The sequence below is a fragment of the Spirosoma daeguense genome (genome assembly GCF_054776875.1).
In genome coordinates this window covers 329,406-349,729 of record NZ_BAAHBF010000009.1, presented here as the reverse complement: position 1 = coordinate 349,729, position 20,324 = coordinate 329,406, and the positions used below count along the sequence as shown (strand labels likewise).

The 20,324-nt window shown below is 48.5% G+C and carries 15 protein-coding genes; 10 read left to right on the top strand and 5 right to left on the bottom strand.

The annotated features are described in order from the left end of the window. The first annotated feature begins 115 nt into the window (after positions 1-115). From ACYVD4_RS27390 to ACYVD4_RS27375, 4 genes are all read left to right on the top strand, one after another. The gene (locus tag ACYVD4_RS27390; protein ID WP_460951098.1) at positions 116-2,380 is read left to right on the top strand and encodes a ligand-binding sensor domain-containing protein; all 2,265 of its coding nucleotides are present in this window, start codon (positions 116-118) and stop codon (positions 2,378-2,380) included. A 35-nt stretch (positions 2,381-2,415) separates the two neighbouring features. Further along, entirely contained in the window at positions 2,416-4,632 is a 2,217-nt protein-coding gene (locus tag ACYVD4_RS27385; protein ID WP_460951097.1) for a hypothetical protein, read from the top strand. 83 nt (positions 4,633-4,715) lie between these two features. Then, positions 4,716-7,001, top strand: coding sequence for a hypothetical protein (locus ACYVD4_RS27380; RefSeq protein ID WP_460951096.1), 2,286 nt, complete (start codon positions 4,716-4,718; stop codon positions 6,999-7,001). A 231-nt stretch (positions 7,002-7,232) separates the two neighbouring features. Beyond that, positions 7,233-7,754, top strand: a complete 522-nt coding sequence (locus ACYVD4_RS27375) for a YfiT family bacillithiol transferase (RefSeq protein ID WP_460951095.1) — start codon at positions 7,233-7,235, stop codon at positions 7,752-7,754. A gap of 212 nt (positions 7,755-7,966) precedes the next feature. Here the strand turns inward: ACYVD4_RS27375 and ACYVD4_RS27370 are convergent, their stop codons facing one another. The 5 genes from ACYVD4_RS27370 to ACYVD4_RS27350 all read right to left on the bottom strand — a co-directional run bounded on the left by ACYVD4_RS27370 (position 7,967) and on the right by ACYVD4_RS27350 (position 13,065). Beyond that, complete coding sequence (locus ACYVD4_RS27370) at positions 7,967-9,409, bottom strand: Gfo/Idh/MocA family protein (RefSeq protein ID WP_460951093.1); 1,443 nt, start codon at positions 9,407-9,409, stop codon at positions 7,967-7,969. A gap of 55 nt (positions 9,410-9,464) precedes the next feature. Then, positions 9,465-10,352, bottom strand: coding sequence for a sugar phosphate isomerase/epimerase family protein (locus ACYVD4_RS27365; RefSeq protein ID WP_460951092.1), 888 nt, complete (start codon positions 10,350-10,352; stop codon positions 9,465-9,467). An 84-nt stretch (positions 10,353-10,436) separates the two neighbouring features. After that, on the bottom strand, positions 10,437-11,213 hold the full coding sequence (locus ACYVD4_RS27360; RefSeq protein ID WP_460951091.1) for an SDR family NAD(P)-dependent oxidoreductase: 777 nt from the start codon (positions 11,211-11,213) through the stop codon (positions 10,437-10,439). 3 nt (positions 11,214-11,216) lie between these two features. After that, complete coding sequence (locus ACYVD4_RS27355) at positions 11,217-12,242, bottom strand: zinc-binding dehydrogenase (protein ID WP_460951090.1); 1,026 nt, start codon at positions 12,240-12,242, stop codon at positions 11,217-11,219. Between the two features lie 118 nt (positions 12,243-12,360). Then, positions 12,361-13,065 (bottom strand): orotidine 5'-phosphate decarboxylase / HUMPS family protein, encoded by a 705-nt coding sequence (locus ACYVD4_RS27350; RefSeq protein WP_460951088.1) that lies wholly within the window; start codon positions 13,063-13,065, stop codon positions 12,361-12,363. 256 nt (positions 13,066-13,321) lie between these two features. On the opposite strand from ACYVD4_RS27350, the gene ACYVD4_RS27345 reads away from it, so the two are divergent. From ACYVD4_RS27345 to ACYVD4_RS27320, 6 genes are all read left to right on the top strand, one after another. Continuing rightward, positions 13,322-14,146 carry an HpcH/HpaI aldolase family protein gene (locus ACYVD4_RS27345; protein WP_460951086.1) on the top strand — a complete coding sequence of 275 codons (825 nt, stop codon included), beginning with the start codon at positions 13,322-13,324 and terminating at the stop codon, positions 14,144-14,146. A 3-nt stretch (positions 14,147-14,149) separates the two neighbouring features. Then, positions 14,150-16,258, top strand: a complete 2,109-nt coding sequence (locus ACYVD4_RS27340) for a hypothetical protein (RefSeq protein ID WP_460951085.1) — start codon at positions 14,150-14,152, stop codon at positions 16,256-16,258. Positions 16,259-16,308: 50 nt separating this feature from the next. After that, positions 16,309-17,121: a glycerophosphodiester phosphodiesterase gene (locus ACYVD4_RS27335; RefSeq protein ID WP_460951083.1), complete on the top strand. Its 813-nt coding sequence runs from the start codon at positions 16,309-16,311 to the stop codon at positions 17,119-17,121. A 15-nt stretch (positions 17,122-17,136) separates the two neighbouring features. Further along, positions 17,137-18,513 (top strand): purple acid phosphatase family protein, encoded by a 1,377-nt coding sequence (locus ACYVD4_RS27330; RefSeq protein ID WP_460951082.1) that lies wholly within the window; start codon positions 17,137-17,139, stop codon positions 18,511-18,513. A gap of 96 nt (positions 18,514-18,609) precedes the next feature. Continuing rightward, complete coding sequence (locus ACYVD4_RS27325) at positions 18,610-19,764, top strand: acyltransferase family protein (RefSeq protein WP_460951080.1); 1,155 nt, start codon at positions 18,610-18,612, stop codon at positions 19,762-19,764. A 147-nt stretch (positions 19,765-19,911) separates the two neighbouring features. Continuing rightward, a complete protein-coding gene (locus ACYVD4_RS27320) occupies positions 19,912-20,241 on the top strand; it encodes a DMT family transporter (RefSeq protein WP_460951079.1) in 330 nt (109 codons plus the stop codon). Positions 20,242-20,324: the final 83 nt, after the last annotated feature.

Here is a 20,324-nt window from a genome sequence, read left to right as displayed (position 1 = left end):
AACACGCTACGTGGCAACGACACACATTGAAATTTACCAATTACAAATAGCCCGATGCTTTGCGTGTGCCGTATAACAGGGAAACAGACCGATTCCTACCTGTTTCCTGCTTCTTATGAATGAATCACGTTCTTATCGACAATTATTGAGCGTAGCAGCTATCTGGCTGCTTTGTGCCGCTTGTCGATGGGGCGATACGGGCGTTGACGATGAAGCAGGTGCCAGTCAACTGTATCAGGACAAATCGTTTGAACAGGAATACCACGAAGCGCATCCAGTTCTTGTAAACGGTCAGGCAGTTGAGATACGTAGTATAACGGTCGATAATCAATCGACAATCTGGGCTGCTACGTCGGTAGGTGTGTTTAAGAAGGAAACGAATCAGCCGAATTGGGTAAACGTACTGTCTGCTACTGAAAATGGGCCTGCCTTTTCGGTAGCCGCTGATGCAAAAACAGGCGTTTGGTTTGCTACGTGGAATGGCCTTTATCAGTATAAAAACAACAAAGCTGAACGTATTGAAGGCCCGGAATCTCCTATTTCAGTTATTTGCCCGGCCAAAGAAGGAATTTATGCGTTAGGTCCCAAAGGTGTATGGTTACTTACCAGTCATGGAAGCCAGAAAAAGACGTATAAACTGCCTCGTTCAATACGTAGTGCGATTTCTGATGGCGCGAATGGGCTTTGGCTGGCAACCGATGTAGGACTTTACCACGTAGCAAATGGTAACGTAAAGGCTTTTCAAAAGAACGATGAATTGCTGAGTGCATCGGTGAAAGGAGTCGCTATCGACAAACGTCAGAATCTTTGGGCGGCTGGCCTTGGTGGCGTTACGTTGCTGAATCAGGAAAAGAAAATCCAGACAATTACGCCCAAAAAAGGAATACCATCTGTTTACACCAATTGCGTTGAACGAGCGCCCGATGGTACGATGTGGGTAGGCACGGATGTGGGCGTAGTACGTTATCGGCCTGATGGAAGCCATACGTTACGTTTCACTCGTAGATGGCTGCTGGATGATTGGGTAAACGACATCGCGTTCGATGCGCAGGGAACGGCCTGGATTGCAACGGCCAAAGGCGTTAGTGCCATTCGAAAACGTAGCATGACACTGGCGCAAAAGCAGGACTATTTCTACGACGTTATGATGAAACGGCATATTCGCGATCCGTGGATTGCCGGACAGTGCCGCCTAAACGTACCGGGCGATACGACGACTTGGGCGCCCGACGATGATGATAACGATGGCGAGTATACGGCCAATTACCTCGCGATGGAGTGTTTCCGTTATGCCGCCACAAAAAGCCCGGATGCCAAAGAGAAAGCCCGAAAAGCGTTTCAATTTTTAAAATTGCTTCAGGACGTAACGGGTACCGATGGCTTTTTTGCGCGCACTATTGTTCCTGCCAACTGGACTCGCGTTGACGATACCAACCGAACATTTACGCCCAAAGAACGGGCCGATGAATTGGTAAAAGAGCCTCGATTTAAACCCGTAGAAATCCGTTGGCGATTGTCGAAAGATGGCAAATGGCGTTGGAAAGGAGATACCAGCAGCGACGAACTTTGTGGCCACATGATGGGCTATTATTTCTATTACGAACTCGTAGCCGAAGAACCCGAAAAAGCGGTAATCGGTAAACTCGTATCACGAATTGTGGACCATCTGATTGCCAATAAATTCAATCTGACTGACATCGATGGTACGCATACGCGCTGGGGAGTCTGGTCGCCGGATAAACTAAACCGCGATCTGGATTGGGCTCCCGACCGGAGCCAGAATTCGATGGAGTTGCTGGCATTTTTAAAGCTGGCCTATCATGTAACGGGGCAGCCAAAATACGAACAGCACTATCGGCATCTGATTGACAAAGAAGGCTATCTGAATAATATGGCCAACATAAAAAATCAGAATCCAGCCTGGTTTATCTATTTCGACGTGATGCTGGCAGCTTATGTATACCCAATTCTGCTACGTTGTGAAAAAGATCCAAAGCTGCTGGCATTCTACGAAAACCACATCGATCAATGGCTGGAACAACGTAGTGGCGACAAAAATCCGCTGATAAATTTCCTCTACTGTTATTCACGAAATAAACGAGTGGAATTAGCCGAATCGGTTGATTTTCTGGTCGATACACCGCTTGATCTGGTCAACTGGACAGTCGATCATACCAAACGGGAAGATGTACAGATCGTTCGAACACCCGTACTCGATGAACTTCAGGTAAATGAACTGCCACCGGCTAGCATCCGAACGGTAATACGTTGGGATAAAAACCCCTGGGCGGCCGTCAATGGTACGCCCGACATTGAGCGCGAACCTGTATTCTGGCTGCTACCTTACTGGATGGGTCGCTACCTGAAAATGATTCAATAACCTATTGAAAAACAACCCACTTTATGCGATTACCAATGGTTTACAGAACAGTTAATTTACTGACGTTAACGCTTCTCTCAACGGTGATTTCCTGGGCACAATCCGTCTACCAGGACAAACCGTATGCGCAGGAATACAGCATCAAATACTACGCTAATAAACCCGATGCAAGCCTTACCGGACTAGCCTACGACCGAAATGGTGTAATTCAGATGCTTTCGAGCGACGGTTTACTACGTCCTTCGGGCGGGCAGTTTCTTGTTCCCGGTACGTTGCTGGCCGACCAGACGTATCGCCCAATTACTGATATGAAACTGGCCGCAATTGGCGTGTATGACCAGCAACTCGTGTACCTCGACAACCGGGCGGTGTTAAGCAATGCGTGGGCCGGAAAATTATTTGCCACACACCAACTGCCACAAGCGAAACTGTTTGCTGGTGGTGCTGATTTCACATTTCTGGTTTCGGACGGTAAAGCCTTGCATCTGGTAAAAGGAGCCGACGTTACGTGGAAAGGGAATATGACTGATGACGAAGCAATTCAGATTCGCTACCAGCCCGCAAAAGATCTTTTCTGGATTTTAGGAAAGAGGTCGCTGCAAACGCTTTCGGGCAAAGAACATAAACTGACAAAGGTTTTCGAAGGGAGCAATTTCACGTCGTTCGACGTAGCGACAAAGGGCCAGAAAATTATCATCGGTACGTCGGATGGCTATCTGGAAGTTGATCCACTGACGAAAAAACAGATTGGCGCTATTCACCGGAAATTACCTGTAACAGCTATTACCGCCGTTGCTGATGTGAACGGTAAACTCTGGTTTGGGTCGAAAGAAGGCGCATTTTCGCTACGTCCCGATGGCAAATTTGATTACTACAACGGCGAACGCTGGCTACCGGGCAACCACGTAACGGAAATCATGGCCGGTCCAGAACGTAGCGTTTTATTGCTAACAACCGCCGGTTTAACCAGACTCGAAACCAAGCTACTCACCTTACACGATAAAGCGAAATTATACGACGCCCAGGTCCGCCAGCGACACATCCGAAACGGTTTCAACGCTACGTTGGTACGTATGGAAAAAGGGAATCTGACGTCGGGTTATTTGGAAGATTCGGACAATGATGGCTTGTGGACATCGATGTATCTGGCGGGCGAAATTTTCCGGTACGCTGTTACAAAAGATAAAGACGCCCTGCAAAACTGTCGTGAATCGCTGGATGCGATGGAGCGATTGTATACCGTTACGCCCGTTCCCGGTTTCCCGGCGCGGTCGTTTGAGCGGGCGGGTTACATTGCTAAACTGCACGATACCGAACGCTGGCAACACTCTCCCCAACCGAATTGGGACTGGAAATCGACCACGAGTAGCGATGAGGTGATCGGACACGTTTTTGCATTTGGGGCGATGGCTGAACTAGTTGATGATAAGAACCTGAAAAGCCGCGCCATTACGTTGATCGATACGTTGATGAGCCACATCATTAGCCACGATATGTACCTGATTGATTTCGATAGGAAGCCGACCATGTGGGGCAAGTGGAACCCTGAATATGTGAACGCCTTCCCGATCAATGTTGGCGACCGCAAGCTGAATTCGTCAAATATTACGGCGATGCTGCAAACGGCCTATCATTTCACGAAGAAGGAAAAATACAAGAAAAAGGCACTTGAGCTATTGCAAAAACACGGCTATTATGAGAATCTGATGCGGCCGATGAAAGTGATCGGTAAAGCGCCGGAAGATGCCGATGAACACAGCAAACACATGTCGGACGGTTGGAACCACTCCGATGATGAAATGTATTTTGTGGGTTACTGGGGCTTGTATCGCTACGCCTTGAACGATACGTTGAAAGCCAATTTCAAGAAAGCAATTATTGACCATTGGGAAGCCGAACGTCCTGAAAAAGATGGGGCCTGGAATATTTTCACAGCCTTAACCGGTACAAAAAACTTCGATTTGAACGAAGCTGTCTGGTATTTACAGGAGTATCCACTCGATATGATTGATTGGGAAATCAAGAACAGCCACCGCAAAGACATTGAATTATTGCCCGATAATTTCCGTAAACAGACGACTAAAGAAGTACTCCCACCGTCGGAGACGCCTATTCAACGCCATAATGGCAATACGTTTAATCTGGACCGCGCTCGTGGCAACGGTACGTCGGAACATAGTGCGGGCGATATCTGGCTACTACCCTATTGGATGGGTCGTTATCTGGGCGTAATCAGTGCACCGATGCGGTAATAAAGAGCGAAAGAGTGCAAGAGTGAATGAGTGATGTTGCAACTCTAAAAACTGTTGTAGTGACCAACACTTTCTGAACAATCATGCCCCTTCCTATCTTCCTAAAATTGGAAAAGCGTTTAGCTCTCTACTGTTCGCTCTTTCTCTCTCTCAACATCCATTGCGGCACTCTTTCGCTCTTTGCCTCTGCTCAATCTATTTACAAAGACGTTCCTTACCAACAGGATTATAGCGTCAAATATTACACGGCGGATAGTACGATTCCGTTAAAAGCAGTTTATACAGATCGGAACAACGTAACACAAATCCTTTCGTCAAAAGGCTTATTACGTCCATCAGGCGGCCAGTTTCAATATCCCGGTACGTTGACGGCTGATCGTTCCTACCGACCAATGACCGACCGAAAACTCGCGGGACTTGCGTTGGCAGATCAGCAGTTTGTGTATCTCGATGATAGCGCGATTCTGAGCAATGCGTGGGCCGGAAAATTGTTTATCCGTCATCAGATGCTGGGTGCCAGATTATTTTGTTCAAATTCTGCCGGGCCGGAACAGCCATCTACATTTCTGGTATCAGATGGGCAAAACATCCATTTGATGAAAGGGGCCAACGTAGCGTGGAAAGGTTCGCTGGATCAGGATTCGGTTATTGAGTTGCGGTATGAAGTAGCCAGAAATCGTTTTTGGGTATTGGGCAAACACACGCTGAGTTGGCTGGATGTAAAAGCAGGAACGCTACGTAGCGTATTTCAGCAACCCGGTTTGACCTGTTTTGCCATCGAAAAGAATAAAATTCACCTCGGCACGCATGATGGTTATCAGGTGCTGGATGCTACGTCCGGCAAACCGATTGGCGCAATTCAGCGAAAACTTCCCTGCACCGATATAACCGCGATTTCCTACGCACACGATAATCTGTGGTTTGGCTCAACGATGGGTGCTTTTATGCTACGTCCCGATGGGAAATTCAATTACTACTATGGCGAACGCTGGTTGCCCGGCAACGCCGTCATCGCCATTTCAGAAGGGCAAGGCAAAACAGTTGACGTATTGACGTACAAAGGGTTAGGCTCAATTCATTTCGAACCGATGACGCTGGAGCAGAAAGCACTTTTGTATGAGAAACAGGTTCGACAGCGGCACATTCGGTACGGTTTCAACTGCGACGTGACGGTTATTCAAAACGGCGATTTATCAACGGCGCAGATGGGTCAGCGTGATAGCGATAATCTCTGGACATCGATGTATCTGGTGAGCCAGTTGTTTCGCTACAAAGTTACGGGCAATAAAGAAGCACTGGCTAACTGTCTGGAGTCGTTTGACGCTATGGAACGCCTATTTACCATTACGAATATGAATGGTTTTTTCGCTCGCGGCTTTGAGCGACAGGGCTACCATAAATTTGAAGCCAAGGCCTGGGACGGCGGCCTCACCAATGGTTGGAATCATGCCAAAGACCCACAATGGGACTGGCGGGGAACAACGAGCAGTGATCAGACTGTTGGTCAGATGTTTTCACTTACACTGCTGGCCGAATTGATGGATGGCGACGTAAAAAAACGGGCTATTGAATTGATTGACAGCCTGATGACAAACATCATTCGAAACGACTGGTATTTGCTGGACGTAGACGGGAAACCCACGCTCTGGGGAAAATGGAATCCTGCTTACGTGAATGCATTCGATAAATCGGTTGGTGATCGGAAAATCAATTCGTCCAACATTATCGGGTTTCTACAAGCTGCCTATCACTTCACGGGTAAGCCGATTTACAAACAGAAAGCCTATGAATTGATGCAAAAGCACGGCTATCTCGAAAACCTGATGCGGCCCATGAGCGAAATCGGAAAAGCACCGAAAGATGCCAGCGATTGGGCCAAAATGTTGTCGGAAGGCTGGAATCATTCCGATGATGAAATGTACTTTCTGGCGTATTGGCCCTTATACCGTTATGCATTCACGCCAGAATTAAAAGCGAAATACCGGGAAGCCATTAAAGACCACTGGCAGGCCGAACGTCCTGAAAAAGACGGCCTCTGGAATCTCTGCTACGGTATGACAGGAGCTAAAACTTTCGACCTACCCGAAACGGTCTGGTATCTTCAGGAATTTCCGTTAGATATGATCGAGTGGCCAATCCTGAACAGTCATCGAAAAGATATTGAACTTATCCCCGAAAACTTTCGTGGACAAACTACCAAAGAAGTCCTACCGCCCGACGAACGTCCAGAACTGAAGCACAATCGCAACCTTTTCAAGCTGGACCGACCAACAAAAGTGGTGAGTGAATTAAGTGCGGGCGATTCGTTTCTGTTACCGTACTGGATGGGTCGGTATTTGGGTGTAATTACTGGCCCAGTTGCGAAGTGATTTTATCAAAAAATTGTCTCAGACAGCATCTTGCTGTCTCATATGCAATTAGCATCTAATGGTAAAAATATTAAGCCAATAGCTCAGACAGCAAGATGCTGTCTGAGACAACCTAAGCAATCAATATCTATAGCGATTACGATTTTACGGTAAAAAATATACCACTTCACTATTCTGTAGGTACAAGAAAGTTCTGAACTTGCAGCTATACCACCACAGATTGTATAGAACATGGAAGACCGTAAATACCCCATCGGGCCGTTTGTAGCGCAGGATACGTATTCGGCAGACGAACTGGCTCAGCTCATTACCATCATTGAAAACAGTCCCGCAACGTATCGACAGTTAGTTGAAAACCTGTCGGCGGACGATTTAGCTAAAACGTATCGGGAAGGGAGCTGGACCGTTCAGCAGCTCATTCACCACGTAGCGGATATTCAGATTCTGCACTTTATGCGCATGAAAAAAGCACTGACCGAGCCTGACTACGAAAACGTTACGTTGATAAACATGAACGGTTGGGCCGCTACGTCCGATTCAACGGAAGCACCCATCGGAGATTCATTAGTCATGCTTGAGGGAGCAACAAAACGCTACGTTTGGCTGGCTAATTCACTGAACGAATTGCAGTTAACGATTACGTATTACCATCCTGTTCGTGAGCGATCATATTCGCAGGCGCAGGCATTGGCAATGTCGGCCTGGCACGTGCAGCACCATCTGGCGCATATTAAATTGGCACTGGAAAGTTGATGGAAAATACTTTACCACCCCCAACCCCCTCCTAAAACAACAGGAGGGGGCTTTCTTAAAGACCACCGCTTATCGTTACGTCAAGTATCGAATCAAGGAAGAAGTAACCTTATATAGATTCTCCCCCTGTTTTTTGGGGGGGCGGGCCAGCGTTCTGGCTAGGGGTGGTCAACTGCTCCGATAATAAGCGTTGCGGAGAATAAACAACTTTTCTATAATGTCAGATTCCAGCCAGCGCGGTAGTCGCGTTTCACAAACTGATTGGCCAGGTCGTAGTTCGTGATTTTCATGTTTGGCGCGTCGTAATACAGCTTTTTTCGACCGTTGTATTTGTCGACGCTACGTTTAGCCGATGGATTGTCGCGGAGCATCCAGCTACGTAGCGCCAGATTGCCGATCAGAATACTTTCGGTAAAAGGAGCCGCATACTCGAATGGTGAGCTGGTTTCGCCTTTGCCATAGCCCGCAATGCAGGCATTTACCCACTGGAGATAATGGTTTTCGTCGGGCACGCGCGGTATGGTTTGGGCAACGTTCAGAGTGTCATTTGCTTTTAGGGGAAGCAGACGCGGATTTGCGCCGTAGCAGTCGGCCATAAGTTTCCCTTTCGAGCCAATAAACAACACGCCACCGTCGGAATTGCCGAAGCTTTCGCCGGGAAGCAGTTCTTCGGGAAGTTCGGGCAAAATACCGCCATCGTACCAGCTTACTTTTATATTGCCTTTGCCGTCTTTGCGCGGATAATTGAGGTGGATATTACTCGAAAAGGGCGTCCAGTCAGGATTGTCGTCTTGCGGACGTAGCGTAAAGGCCCAGGTTCCGGCCAGGCTACATTCTACCGAATTGGGGTAATCAATTGGCAAAATACGGAAAACAGGGTCCATAATGTGGCAAGCCATATCGCCTAGCGCACCCGTTCCGTAAGGCCACCAGCCGCGCCAGTTCCAGGGCAGATACGCTTCGTTATACGGCACTTTTTTGGCCGGGCCGAGCCATAAATCGAAATCAAGTTCTTTCGGAATGTCAAACGTTTTGTCGGTCGGAACGGCTTGTGGCCACACTGGGCGATTGGTCCAGGTAAGCACTTTATGCACTTCGCCAATAATGCCCGAATCGTAGATTTCCTTCATGCGCCGAACTCCGTTGCCGGAGCCGCCCTGATTGCCCATCTGCGTAATGACTTTGTATTTTTTTGCCGCCTGACCCAAAATTCGAGCTTCGTAAATGTCGTGCGTGAGGGGCTTTTGGGTGTATACGTGTTTGCCCAACTGCATGGCTGCCAACGTAGCAACGGCGTGCGTGTTGTCGGGCGTTGAGATCGAACAGGCGTCGATATTTTTGTTTTCCTTAGAAAGCATTTCCCGGAAATCCTTGTAATACGTTGCCTTCGGGAATCGGTTACGCGAATCAACAGCCTGCCGATCATCAACGTCGCACAGTGCCACAATATTGACGTTCGGACTGGCCGAAAACGACGCCAGATCGCTTTTACCTTTGCCGCCTGCGCCAATACCCGCAATATTGAGTTTATCGCTTGGTGGCACAAAACCTTTACCCAATACGTGTCGGGGAACGATAAAAAAGGACGTAGCGGCCAGTGATGAGGTTTTCAGAAAGTCGCGACGACTGTTTGCGTTTGCATTCGTTTCTTCCATAGTTTAGTTACGAAGTAAAGGGTTTGAGAAAGGTTTTAAAGCGATTTTTGCTACGTTACGACGGCCAGTATTCGGCCATTTTTTTGCGGAGAAATGCTACGCTACGTTCCAGTTGATCCATGCCATCGACGCCATCTTCAATGCTGATCCAACCATCGAAGCCAACCCGTTTGAGTTCGGTGAAAATAGCGTCGTAATCGTTAAGCCCTTTGCCGATTTCGCCGTGACTAAGCCGTTTCGCGTACCCAGCCGCTCCACCTTCTTCCCGGCGCAAATCTTCTATAGTGCCTTCGAGCAGATAGCGGTCGCTGGCGTGCATCGTGACTACCCGGTGCGATACACGATAAAGCAGATCAAGTGGATCTTCGCCCGCCAGATACGTATTGCTGGGGTCGTAGTTGACGCCAAAATTGGGATGGTCGATACGGTCGACTAACTGACAGAAAACGTCCATTTTCTGGGCAAATTCAGGATACGTCCAGAAGTCATCTTTGTAATGATTTTCGATAATGAGCGTAATGTTACGTTCCTGCGCATACGGCAAACAGGCTTCAATGCATTCGGCGGCCAACGCTACGCCCTCGTCAATCGAAAGTTCGGGCCGACGTTGCCCCGACAATACGCGACAATACGACCCGCCAAGCGTGTAAGTCATGTCGATCCAGCGTTTTTGTTTGGCAATTTCGTTTGCCCGAAAATCGGGGTCGGGATGCGTAAAATCAGGGGAGCAGCACATCATCGGAATCACCTTACCGCGCGCTTCGACTTCCTGCCGAAATAGCGGCCAGTTGGCTTCGTCGGCCATTTCCAGAAAACCCGCGTACCATTCTAGTCCATCGATATCGAGTTGGCTGGCGAGGTCTATCCATTCCGAAACGCGCATGGTTCCGTCTTTACATAACTGCTGCATAAATGCCTTCGGAAAGGCGGCTAGTTGGGGCATGTTTAAAGAGCGAAAGAGTGAATGAGTGAAAGAGCGAAACAAAACGAAAAGGCGAGAAACGCTCTTTCACTCATTCACTCTTTGTTAAAGTTTTGGTAAAAATCTTCCGATTACGGGAAATTGCTCTAAGTCAACTATTTGTCCGCTGATTGGGCCGCTTTCGTCGGCGAGCCAGTAAATGGCTGCGGCTGCAATTTCGTCGGGTAACAGCATCCGTCCGGCAGGCGATAGCGAAGGCGATAACGTAGCGTACCAATCGTCGGCAAAACCCTGCTCTCGTTTCCGTTCGAGTTCACGTTCGGTAAGCACCCAGCCGGGATTGATCTGATTCACACGGACGCCGATTTCCCGGTGCAACGTATCGCCCAGATTGCGGGTCATCGTCACCAAAGCGCCTTTCGATACGCTGTAGGCCATCAGGCCGTATTCGCCCGACCAGGCATTGACCGAACCAATATTGAGCGCGCAACCCCGTTGTTTTTGTAAATGTGGTAAAGCGGCTTTTAGTAACGCAAACGGTGCTAATGTATTCACATCCAGCACCTTTCGAAATAAAGCCAAATCAGTTGTCTGAATCGTTGATGAAGCCACCAATGCCGCGTTGTTGACAATGGCGTCCAGTTTGCCGAACGTAGCAATCGCCAGATCGACCAGATGCTGAGGAGCCTGTTCGTTGGTGATTTCTTCGATGTGCAACACCGCCCGGTCGGTACCTAAATCAGCAACGAGTGCTTCGCCCAGATCGCGCTCAAGTCCGTGAATCACTACGTTGGCTCCTTCGGCAACACATCGTTTGGCAATGGCTTTCCCGATACCCGTACAACTTCCGGTCACGATCACCACTTTATCCTGAAGGCGCATAATTTAAACAGGTTTGAGAACGCTTTTCACTACGTCGCCCCGGTGCATTTTTTCGAAAGCCTCGTGCCAGTCCGAAATCTCCCAAACTCCGCCGATGATGGGTTTTACATCAAGTTGTCCACTGACGAGCAACGAGATAACTCGCTCCCAGATAGGCCAGTTATGGCTGAAACTGCCCTGTAACGTAACGTTTTTCTGAACCAATGGATCGAGGGAGAAATTGAGCGGTTGAGGCCCCCAGCCCACTTTTGTAATATGGCCGTTGGGACGTACCAGTTGCATGGCAATTTTGAGCGTAGCACTAGTTCCTGCGGCATCAATCACACAATCGGCACCCAATCCGTCGACTTTTTTAGCCCATTCTGTAGCGTCGCCAACAATGGCCGTACAACCGTATTGCTCGGCAATGGACAACCGATGGCGGTCAGCTTCCAATCCAACAATCGCTACGTCGGCACCGCACAGTTTGGCTACTGCGGCACATAAAATGCCAATGGTTCCCGGCCCCAACACAATGACTCGGTCGCCCGGTTTCAGCCGCGAATTTTCAACAACCGCATTAAACGCTACGCAGCAGGGCTCGGTTAGGCAGGCTTGCTCAAACGCTAGTTGGTCGGGTACGTGGTGCAGACAGCGGGCCGGTACGCGGACGTAGCGGGTCATGGCTCCGTTGACGCCATAGCCAAAGCCTTTGCGGGTAGGGTCGAGGTTGTAAAGTCCCCGGCGCGTCATGGGGTTTTGCGGGTCGATAACGGCAGCCGTTTCACTCACCACCCGGTCGCCTTCGCGCCAGCCCGATACGCGGCTACCTAACTCAATAATGTGGCCGCCGAACTCATGCCCCAACACAACGGGGTAGTTTACGGGCCAACTATGATCGGCAGTCCATTGGTGGAGATCGCTGCCACAAACACCCACATTGGCTACTTCCAGTAATACGTCGTCGTCACCAATTTTGGGCCGCTCAATTTCCCGAATTTCAACAGAGCCTTTTTCGGGAGCGTAGTTAACAACCGCAGCAGATTTCATAAAAGAGCAGGGAATTAGGATATAGAATTATGGAACACGGATTTTTATGATCGCTATGATTTATAAAATCTTAACTAAGCATAGCGATCATAAAAATCTGCGTTCCATTTTTTAGTTTTTATTGGCCAACGGCTATGTTGCCGTAAGCATGGATTTTTTCGCAAATCAGACGTAATGATGCTTCCAGATTGCCATCGGCAGTTTTAAACGCGTCGGCGTCGATGGTGAGCGGAGCACCCAATACTACCAGCGGAGCACCATATTCGGGGCAGCGGATAGCCTGTTCCAGACTCAGTCCGCCTACGGCCTGAACAGGGACACGAACAGCCTGTACTACGTCGCGAAGCTGATCGAGTGGGTTGGGCATCCGATGGCCCTGTGCGGCAATACCTCTACGTTCGTCGTAGCCGATATGATGGATTACGTAGTCGCAACCCAAGTCTTCCAGCCATTTAGCACCGGCCACCATATCGGGGCAAACCATGTTATCACCCATCACTTTTACGCCGAAATCCTGCCCCGCTTTCACGACGCATTTGATTGTTTCGGCGTGGGCGCGGGCCATCACCACTACGTGTGTAGCGCCAGCTTTAGCCATCATTTCGGCCTCCAGATAGCCGCCGTCCATCGTTTTTAAATCGGCCACGATGGGCACGCCCGGAAATGCTTCGCGGAGCTTTCTGACACCATGAAGTCCCTCCGCCAGAATGAGTGGTGTTCCGGCTTCGAGCCAGTCGACGCCCGCCCGCATGGCCAGCGCAGCTGTTTCCAGAGCCTCGTCAATGTTGGTTAAGTCAAGCGAAATTTGAACAATCGGTTTCATTGAAAATGATACGTAGTGGTAGTGATTAGATACGTTTGTCCCAGACAACATCGGATCGCCGAAGCGGCAAGATGCTATCTGGGACAAATTCAGTAATCTGTTTATAAACCTATTCTGGTCTGGAATAATACTACTTGCTACGTAGCGTTTCAGGCTACTCAGTTCGGATTAATTTTTGGAGTGGGAGTAGCCTGAATGCAACACCAGAAAGTACTATAGGTGGGGTCAATATCCTGCCTAATCCCTTGCCTTTCTGATGAGCAATTCTACGAATCTTAGTCTGCTCCAAAAGCTTAAAAATGACCAAACCGTTTACGGAACCTGCATAACATCAACCGGACCTATGTGGCCCAAAGCCGTTAAGCAAATTGGTCTTGATTTCGTTTTTCTGGATACCGAGCATATTCCGCTCAGCCGAACTGAACTGGCGCGTCTTTGCCAGCAGTTTCGGGCCTATCATATCACGCCCATTGTCCGTATTCCGAGCCCCGATCCGTATCTGGCCTGTCAGGTTATAGACGGTGGTGCTCTGGGCGTTGTAGCACCTTACCTTGAATCAGCCGAGCAAGTACAGACGCTGGTTGGAGCCACAAAATACCGCCCGCTGAAAGGCGAAAAACTGGCCAATTACCTGAACGGTACCGAAACCATGTCGGCCGAAATGGAAGCGTATATCAAAGCCTACAACGCTGATCACATTTGCATTGCCAACATTGAAAGCGTACCGGCTCTGGAACAGCTCGATGCTTTATTATCGGTTCCCGGACTTGATGCGGTATTTATTGGTCCACATGATCTGTCGGTCAGTTTAGGTCTGCCTGAGCAGTACGATCATCCTGATTTTGAGGAAGCTGTACGTAGCATTATCCACAAAACGCGCCAGAAAGGATTAGCTATCGGTATTCACTTTTCGCTCGAACCCGAACGGCAGGTGAAATGGATTCAGGAGGGCGCGAATATCGTGGTGCATAGTTTCGACATTGCTTTGTTTAGCCAGCGTCTGCGCCACGACCTGACGGTGATAAAAGACGCCATTGGTGATACGTACAGTTCCGAATCTGATACGTCGCTAATTATCTAAGTCATGGTAGCTGTAACCTCCATACAAACTTCTGTCTGGCGCAAACCCGCCATGCTGCTCAGTGGTCTCGCGCTATCTGTGGGTTGGGGCATTCGCGGAAATTATGGCCATGAATATGGTGCTGCATTTGCCGGTTGTCTGGCTGCTATTGTGGTGGCGCTGGTTTCGGGACGTAGCGACTGGCGGGAACGAGTGCTGTATTTTGCCTTTTTCGGAGCTATTGGCTGGGGTTTTGGCGGCTCGATTTCGTACATGCAGGTGATTGCCTATACGCAAAGCGGGCAAGGACTTACACAATGGTATGGTTACGTAGGATTGTTTTACATCGGTTTTTTGTGGGCGGCTCTGGGCGGAGCCGGAACGGCGTTGGCGGCAGTGGCTGAGCGAAATCAACTGGTCAAGTTATTCAAGCCAATTCTGGTTTTGTTTGTCGTATGGTTCATTCAGGATTTAGTTGAGGACTCAATCGCCGAATGGCTACAATCGGGTATTGGATTCGACGCTACGTGGTCGCGGCACAAAAATCCGCTTTACTGGCTCGACGCCGATTACATGGCGGCCTTATGGGCATTGCTGGCAATGGCGATATACGATTTGTATAATCGGGCTGAAAAAAACGGATTGCTGCTCCCCGTTTTTGCTGTTGCTGGAGCATTGGCAGGCTGGGGAATCCAAGCGCTTTTGAACGTAGCAGGACTTGATACAAAACTCGCTACGTGGCTGACCTACCCACTTGGCGACCCTACTTACATAAACCCCGAAACCGGGCTTCCGGCATTCGAATCTCATAATTTTCTGAATAACTGGCCGCAGTGGTTCGGCGATTATCCGCAACACATTGGTTTGGTAATTGGCTTACTCGTGGGTGTTACAGCCTACTTCGTTTGCTTTGGAAAGTTTCGGGATGGAGCTTCGCTGATTGTCTACATGGCGGCAGGCTGGTTTCTTTTCTTTCTGGCAATCCCTGTGCTGGGCAGCATTTTCTTTGCCGAGTACGGCGGCCTCCGTATGACACCACCACGTAGCGACGATTGGGCCGGTATTACAGGTGTTTTCATCGGGGCTATTCTCTGGTTCCGACGTAACACATTGCTTCCGGTGGCAGTAGCTTCGGTCATTTGTGGCATCATCGGCGGACTGGGTTTTTCGGGAATTCAGTGGATAAAACAACTGATGATGGCGCCCGGAAATCCCCGTCGATTAATCGGGAACGGTCTTTCGTCCGATAGTACCGAATTCAAAACCATTACTACGAACTGGGCCGAGTGGCAGCATCAGAACTGGCATAGTTTTCTGGAACAAACCTACGGGTTCGTGAACGGCCTCGCCCTGATTGTAGCACTTGGTTATCTGGCTACCCGTATTCCGATTCACGATGAACCGCGCGAATCAAGCGAAAAAACGGGTCGATGGACGCTAGGTGTTGCTACTGTTTTTGTGTGGCTGGCTATTCCTTACGTCAATCTGGTGAAGAATCTGGACGACTGGAGTAAAAACCTGAATCCTGAAGTCTGGACGGGCATAAAAACGGGTGGATCAGAAGATACACCTGCACTGTGGACTGCTCCGTATCTGGGAAAATTGCCGGGAATGGATTTCCTGCAACTGACGCCAACGGGCTGGTTTACCCTAACGTGGTTGCTGGTGCTGGTATTGGTTATCGTGCTGATACGTCGGCATTTTAAGGAGCCACTGGCCTTGATTCCGACCACATGGCTAGGGCGCGGACAATTGCTTTATCTGGTGCTTCTCTGGCTTATGGTAATCGGCAACTTTGATCGTTCGCTGGTTTCCTGGCAACCCGGCCGACTGCTAACCGAATGGGGAGTTACGGTCAGCGCCATCGTATCGACGTTACTGGTACTGGTGATTCCGCACGAACGTGAATCCGTTTCGATAAAAGCTCCCCTATCCTTCGCTCCGATTTATCGACAAGTTTGTCTGCGAGCGGTAGGTACTGTGGTTATTTCGAGTATATTTTTCGTATTCACCAACCGGCTTATCTACCACTACCCAGCAAATGAAAAAGCCAGCGCGATGATTCATACCCGCTTTGGCCCCGAAGCCGATTGGCGCGCAAAACCCAATCTCAAAAACGCGAAACATAAGTAATGAAAAATGAGCAGTGCGGTACGAGGAGATTTTTTTGTAAGTGGCTTATTGTGAGACTGTTTTTGTTGTTCATTATCCATTTTACATTATTCAGTAAAAGCTACGCACAGCTTGCTATTCAGACGAAGCCAGGCGTTTCGGCACATCGGGGAAACACCAACGTAGCACCTGAAAATACGTTAACAACGTATCGAAAAGCGTTACAAATGGGGGTTAATTACATAGAAATCGACGTTCGAACAACGAAAGATGATCAGCTTGTAATTCTCCACGATGCTACGTTGAACCGGACTACCAACGGCACTGGCCCTTTGAAGGATCTGACGCTGGCAGAACTCAGGAAATTATCGGCAGCTAAAGGTTTTGACGCTACGTTCCGAGCCGAACAAATTCCTACTTTAGCCGAATTTTGTCAGCTAATTGCCGACTGGAACGCGCACCATTCATCAAAAACCAATCTCTACGTCGATTGTAAAGCTGTTGCTCCTGAACCGATGATTGCCGTACTAACTCAGTATAACTTGTTGAACGATGCCGTTTTTTACGGTTCTGATGCTTATTTACTGACGCTTCGAGACGTAGCCCCAACGGCTAAATTGATGCCTTCGCTCCGACAATCAGACTCACTGGCTGATAAAGTTGCTACGTTTCATCCGTATGCTTTTGATGTGAGTTTAGGTTTGCTCACCGATGTGTTGGTTTCGCAGATTCATCAACAGGGCGTGCGGGTTTTTGTGGATTTATTGGATGAGATTGACACGCCCAAACACTACGTCGAAGCAGCCCGGCTGGGTGTCGATGTGATTCAGACCGACAACGTAGCGAATCTGTACCGAACTTTAGTACCGAATACAACCAAATAAGTTAATACCCTCTTTATGAAACGTTTTTTCGTTACGTTATTTTTTGGATTAACGATGATGCAGGTGCGTGCCCAAACGCACAAAGAGTACGTTCCATCTGTTTATCCTGATCGGTTAACGATAGGCTGGCAAGAAGCACCTGCTACGTCGCAATCTGTTAACTGGCGTACAGACTCGACCGTTACGAACGCTGTAGGGGCCATTGCCGAAGCCGACCCTTCACCCGATTTTGTTGGTAAGGCTACAGTTACTCCCGCTACCACTCAACGGGTTGTAGTAGACGGAAAATCAGTGCTTTATCATACTGTACATTTCAAAAATCTGAAACCCGCTACGAAATATACGTATCGGGTGGGCGATGGTACGTACTGGACAGAATGGTTTCAGTTTAAAACCGCGCAAAACGGAGCCGCACCGTTTTCATTCCTGTATTTTGGCGATGCGCAGAATGACATACGTTCGCTCTGGTCGCGGGCTATTCGTGGTGCTTACTCAACATTGCCGTCCGTAAGCCTGATGATACACGCGGGCGATTTGATCACTACGTCGAACGCCGACTGGCAATGGGGCGAATGGTTTGAAGCGGGCGGCTGGATTAACGGCATGGTGCCTGTATTGGCAACACCGGGCAATCACGAATACTTTAAAGACGAAACGGGAAAAGCGCGGGTGTCGCGGCATTGGCGCCCTTCGTTTGTGTTGCCCGAAAATGGGCCGAAAGGTCTGGAAGAAACCGCCTACGTTTTTGATTATCAGGGAACACGGTTTATCTCGCTGGATTCACAAGGCGCAATCCTCGACTCGGCAGTTATGAACAGACAGGCGGCCTGGCTGGAGCAGACGCTACGTGACAATCCGAACCGCTGGACGGTTGTGACGCACCATCACCCAATTTATTCAACGAAACAAGGGCGCGACAACGACGAATGGCGCGAGAAAATGGAGCCGATCTACAAAAAATATAAAGTCGATCTGGTGTTGCAGGGACACGATCATACCTATGGACGCGGATTGAATATGCCCTTGGGAAAGAGTCGTAAACATCCTGACGGCCCAATCTACGTAGTGTCGGTAAGTGGGCCGAAAATGTACGATATTGGCTTGCAAAACTGGATGGACCGGGCGGCATCGAACACCCAGCTTTATCAGATTATCTCGATCGACGGCGATAAATTGTCATATCAGTCGTATACCGTAACGGGTGAAAAATACGATACGTTTGAGCTGATTAAAAACGGCAAGGGACAGAATACACTAGTCGATCAGGCACCCGCGCTGGCTCCCGAACGACTGGAGTTGCCCGCTGAGTATCAGAAACGTTTTACCCCCGAACAGACAGAACAGTACAGAAACCGCTTTCAGGAATATAAAGCCCGGAAGGGAATAAAATGAAGTAGGATATAGGATGTATGATGTATGATGTATTGTCTATGAGGGTATTACTTCATAGACAATACATCATACATCATACATCAGACACCAATCTCTATGCAAACAACTACTACCGCTACGTCGTCGGTTGAACCGAACATTGCCCAACCTGCCCCCGTAAAACGCCTGCTCTCACTCGATACGTTACGTGGTTTCGACATGTTCTGGATTATGGGTGGAGAAGATATTTTTCACGTATTGGCCAAGACAACGGGTTGGGCTTGGGCACTGGTCATGGCCGATCAGTTCACTCACCCCGACTGGAATGGTTTTCGTGCCTACGACCTGATTTTTCCGTTGTTTCTATTCATGGCGGGGGTATCGACACCGTTTTCTATCGGTAGTCGTATTGATAAAGGAGCCGATAAGTCAGAGATTGCCCGGAAGATTATAACCCGTGGATTGATTCTGGTGCTGTTGGGTGTAATTTATAACAACGGCCTGTTTGTGAAAGCGTTGCAGGATACCCGATTCCCAAGCGTACTGGGCCGGATTGGATTGGGGGGTATGTTCGCCCAGTTGATTTACCTCTACTTCAAGCCACGCACGCAATACATCTGGTTTGTAGGATTGTTACTTGGCTACTGGGCAATTATGATGTTGGTTCCGGTGCCGGGTTGTGGAGCTGGTTTATTGACAATGGATTGCAACCCAGCCAGCTACATCGATACGTTAATCGTTCCCGGTCGGTTGTATAAAAAGATTCATGATCCTGAAGGCTTATTCTCTACCATTCCGGCTATTTGTAATGCGCTGCTGGGCATTTTTGCCGGTTCATTTTTGCGCACACACGGACGTAGCGGAAATCAGAAAGCCTTGTACTTACTAGCCGTTGGAGCTGCTTTTGTTGTGATAAGCTGGCTTTGGGATTTTGTATTTCCGATTAACAAAAACCTCTGGACCAGTTCATTTGTAATGGTTACGGGCGGCCTTAGTCTGATGTTACTGGCGATTTTTTACTGGATTATCGACGTAAAAGACGTAAAAGGCTGGACTTTTTTCTTCACCGTTATTGGTATGAACTCCATCCTGATTTATCTGGCGGGTGAATTCATTGATTTCGGCTATGCAGCCCGTTTTTTCTTCGAAGGCATTCTCAAACTCTCCTCGTCAGAAGCAGTTCTTGAAGTCGGTATGGCTTTCGCACTCATCGCCGTCAAATGGGTATTTCTCTATTTCATGTACAAGAAAAAGACGTTTTTACGGGTTTGAGTTGCCACTACGTTAGCTTAAAGTGCATATAAAATCTTAAGCGAAAAATGTTAGATATTTTCAGTATCGGTAACACTACTAAACCTTCACTTACAAATCTGAGATAAATACTTTATCTGAGCTTCTATATGGTTATATTTCAGAAAAATGAAGTATTTATATTTACTGATAGCGATAATTGCTGAAGTTGTTGCTACCAGTGCGCTGAACGCGTCCAACCAGTTTACTAAATTTATTCCTGGCCTGATTACCCTGATCGGTTATGGCGTAGCTTTTTACTTTCTGAGCCTTACGCTACGCTCCATGCCTATCGGAATCGTTTATGCAGCCTGGTCTGGAGTCGGTATTGTTCTCGTGGCTTTGGTTGGCGTGGTCGTATTTAAGCAGGTTCCAGATTTGCCCGCTATTATCGGTATGGCGCTGATTATTGCAGGCGTGTTGGTTATGAATCTGCTTTCGAAGACTACCGGTCATTAGGTAAATAACCGTTGTATGGCTCATTTTGCGGACATACGTAGTATAAATCAAGAATTCTTAAATCGATAAATTACCCTTTCTGA

Coding starts and splice junctions, on each gene's coding strand:
- ACYVD4_RS27325 (WP_460951080.1), top strand. CDS start 18,610: ATGCAAACAACTACTACCGCTACGTCGTCGGTTGAACCGAACATTGCC.
- ACYVD4_RS27390 (WP_460951098.1), top strand. CDS start 116: ATGAATGAATCACGTTCTTATCGACAATTATTGAGCGTAGCAGCTATC.
- ACYVD4_RS27355 (WP_460951090.1), bottom strand. CDS start 12,242: ATGAAATCTGCTGCGGTTGTTAACTACGCTCCCGAAAAAGGCTCTGTT.
- ACYVD4_RS27385 (WP_460951097.1), top strand. CDS start 2,416: ATGGTTTACAGAACAGTTAATTTACTGACGTTAACGCTTCTCTCAACG.
- ACYVD4_RS27330 (WP_460951082.1), top strand. CDS start 17,137: ATGAAACGTTTTTTCGTTACGTTATTTTTTGGATTAACGATGATGCAG.
- ACYVD4_RS27375 (WP_460951095.1), top strand. CDS start 7,233: ATGGAAGACCGTAAATACCCCATCGGGCCGTTTGTAGCGCAGGATACG.
- ACYVD4_RS27380 (WP_460951096.1), top strand. CDS start 4,716: ATGCCCCTTCCTATCTTCCTAAAATTGGAAAAGCGTTTAGCTCTCTAC.
- ACYVD4_RS27370 (WP_460951093.1), bottom strand. CDS start 9,409: ATGGAAGAAACGAATGCAAACGCAAACAGTCGTCGCGACTTTCTGAAA.
- ACYVD4_RS27350 (WP_460951088.1), bottom strand. CDS start 13,065: ATGAAACCGATTGTTCAAATTTCGCTTGACTTAACCAACATTGACGAG.
- ACYVD4_RS27345 (WP_460951086.1), top strand. CDS start 13,322: ATGAGCAATTCTACGAATCTTAGTCTGCTCCAAAAGCTTAAAAATGAC.
- ACYVD4_RS27320 (WP_460951079.1), top strand. CDS start 19,912: ATGAAGTATTTATATTTACTGATAGCGATAATTGCTGAAGTTGTTGCT.
- ACYVD4_RS27360 (WP_460951091.1), bottom strand. CDS start 11,213: ATGCGCCTTCAGGATAAAGTGGTGATCGTGACCGGAAGTTGTACGGGT.
- ACYVD4_RS27365 (WP_460951092.1), bottom strand. CDS start 10,352: ATGCCCCAACTAGCCGCCTTTCCGAAGGCATTTATGCAGCAGTTATGT.
- ACYVD4_RS27340 (WP_460951085.1), top strand. CDS start 14,150: ATGGTAGCTGTAACCTCCATACAAACTTCTGTCTGGCGCAAACCCGCC.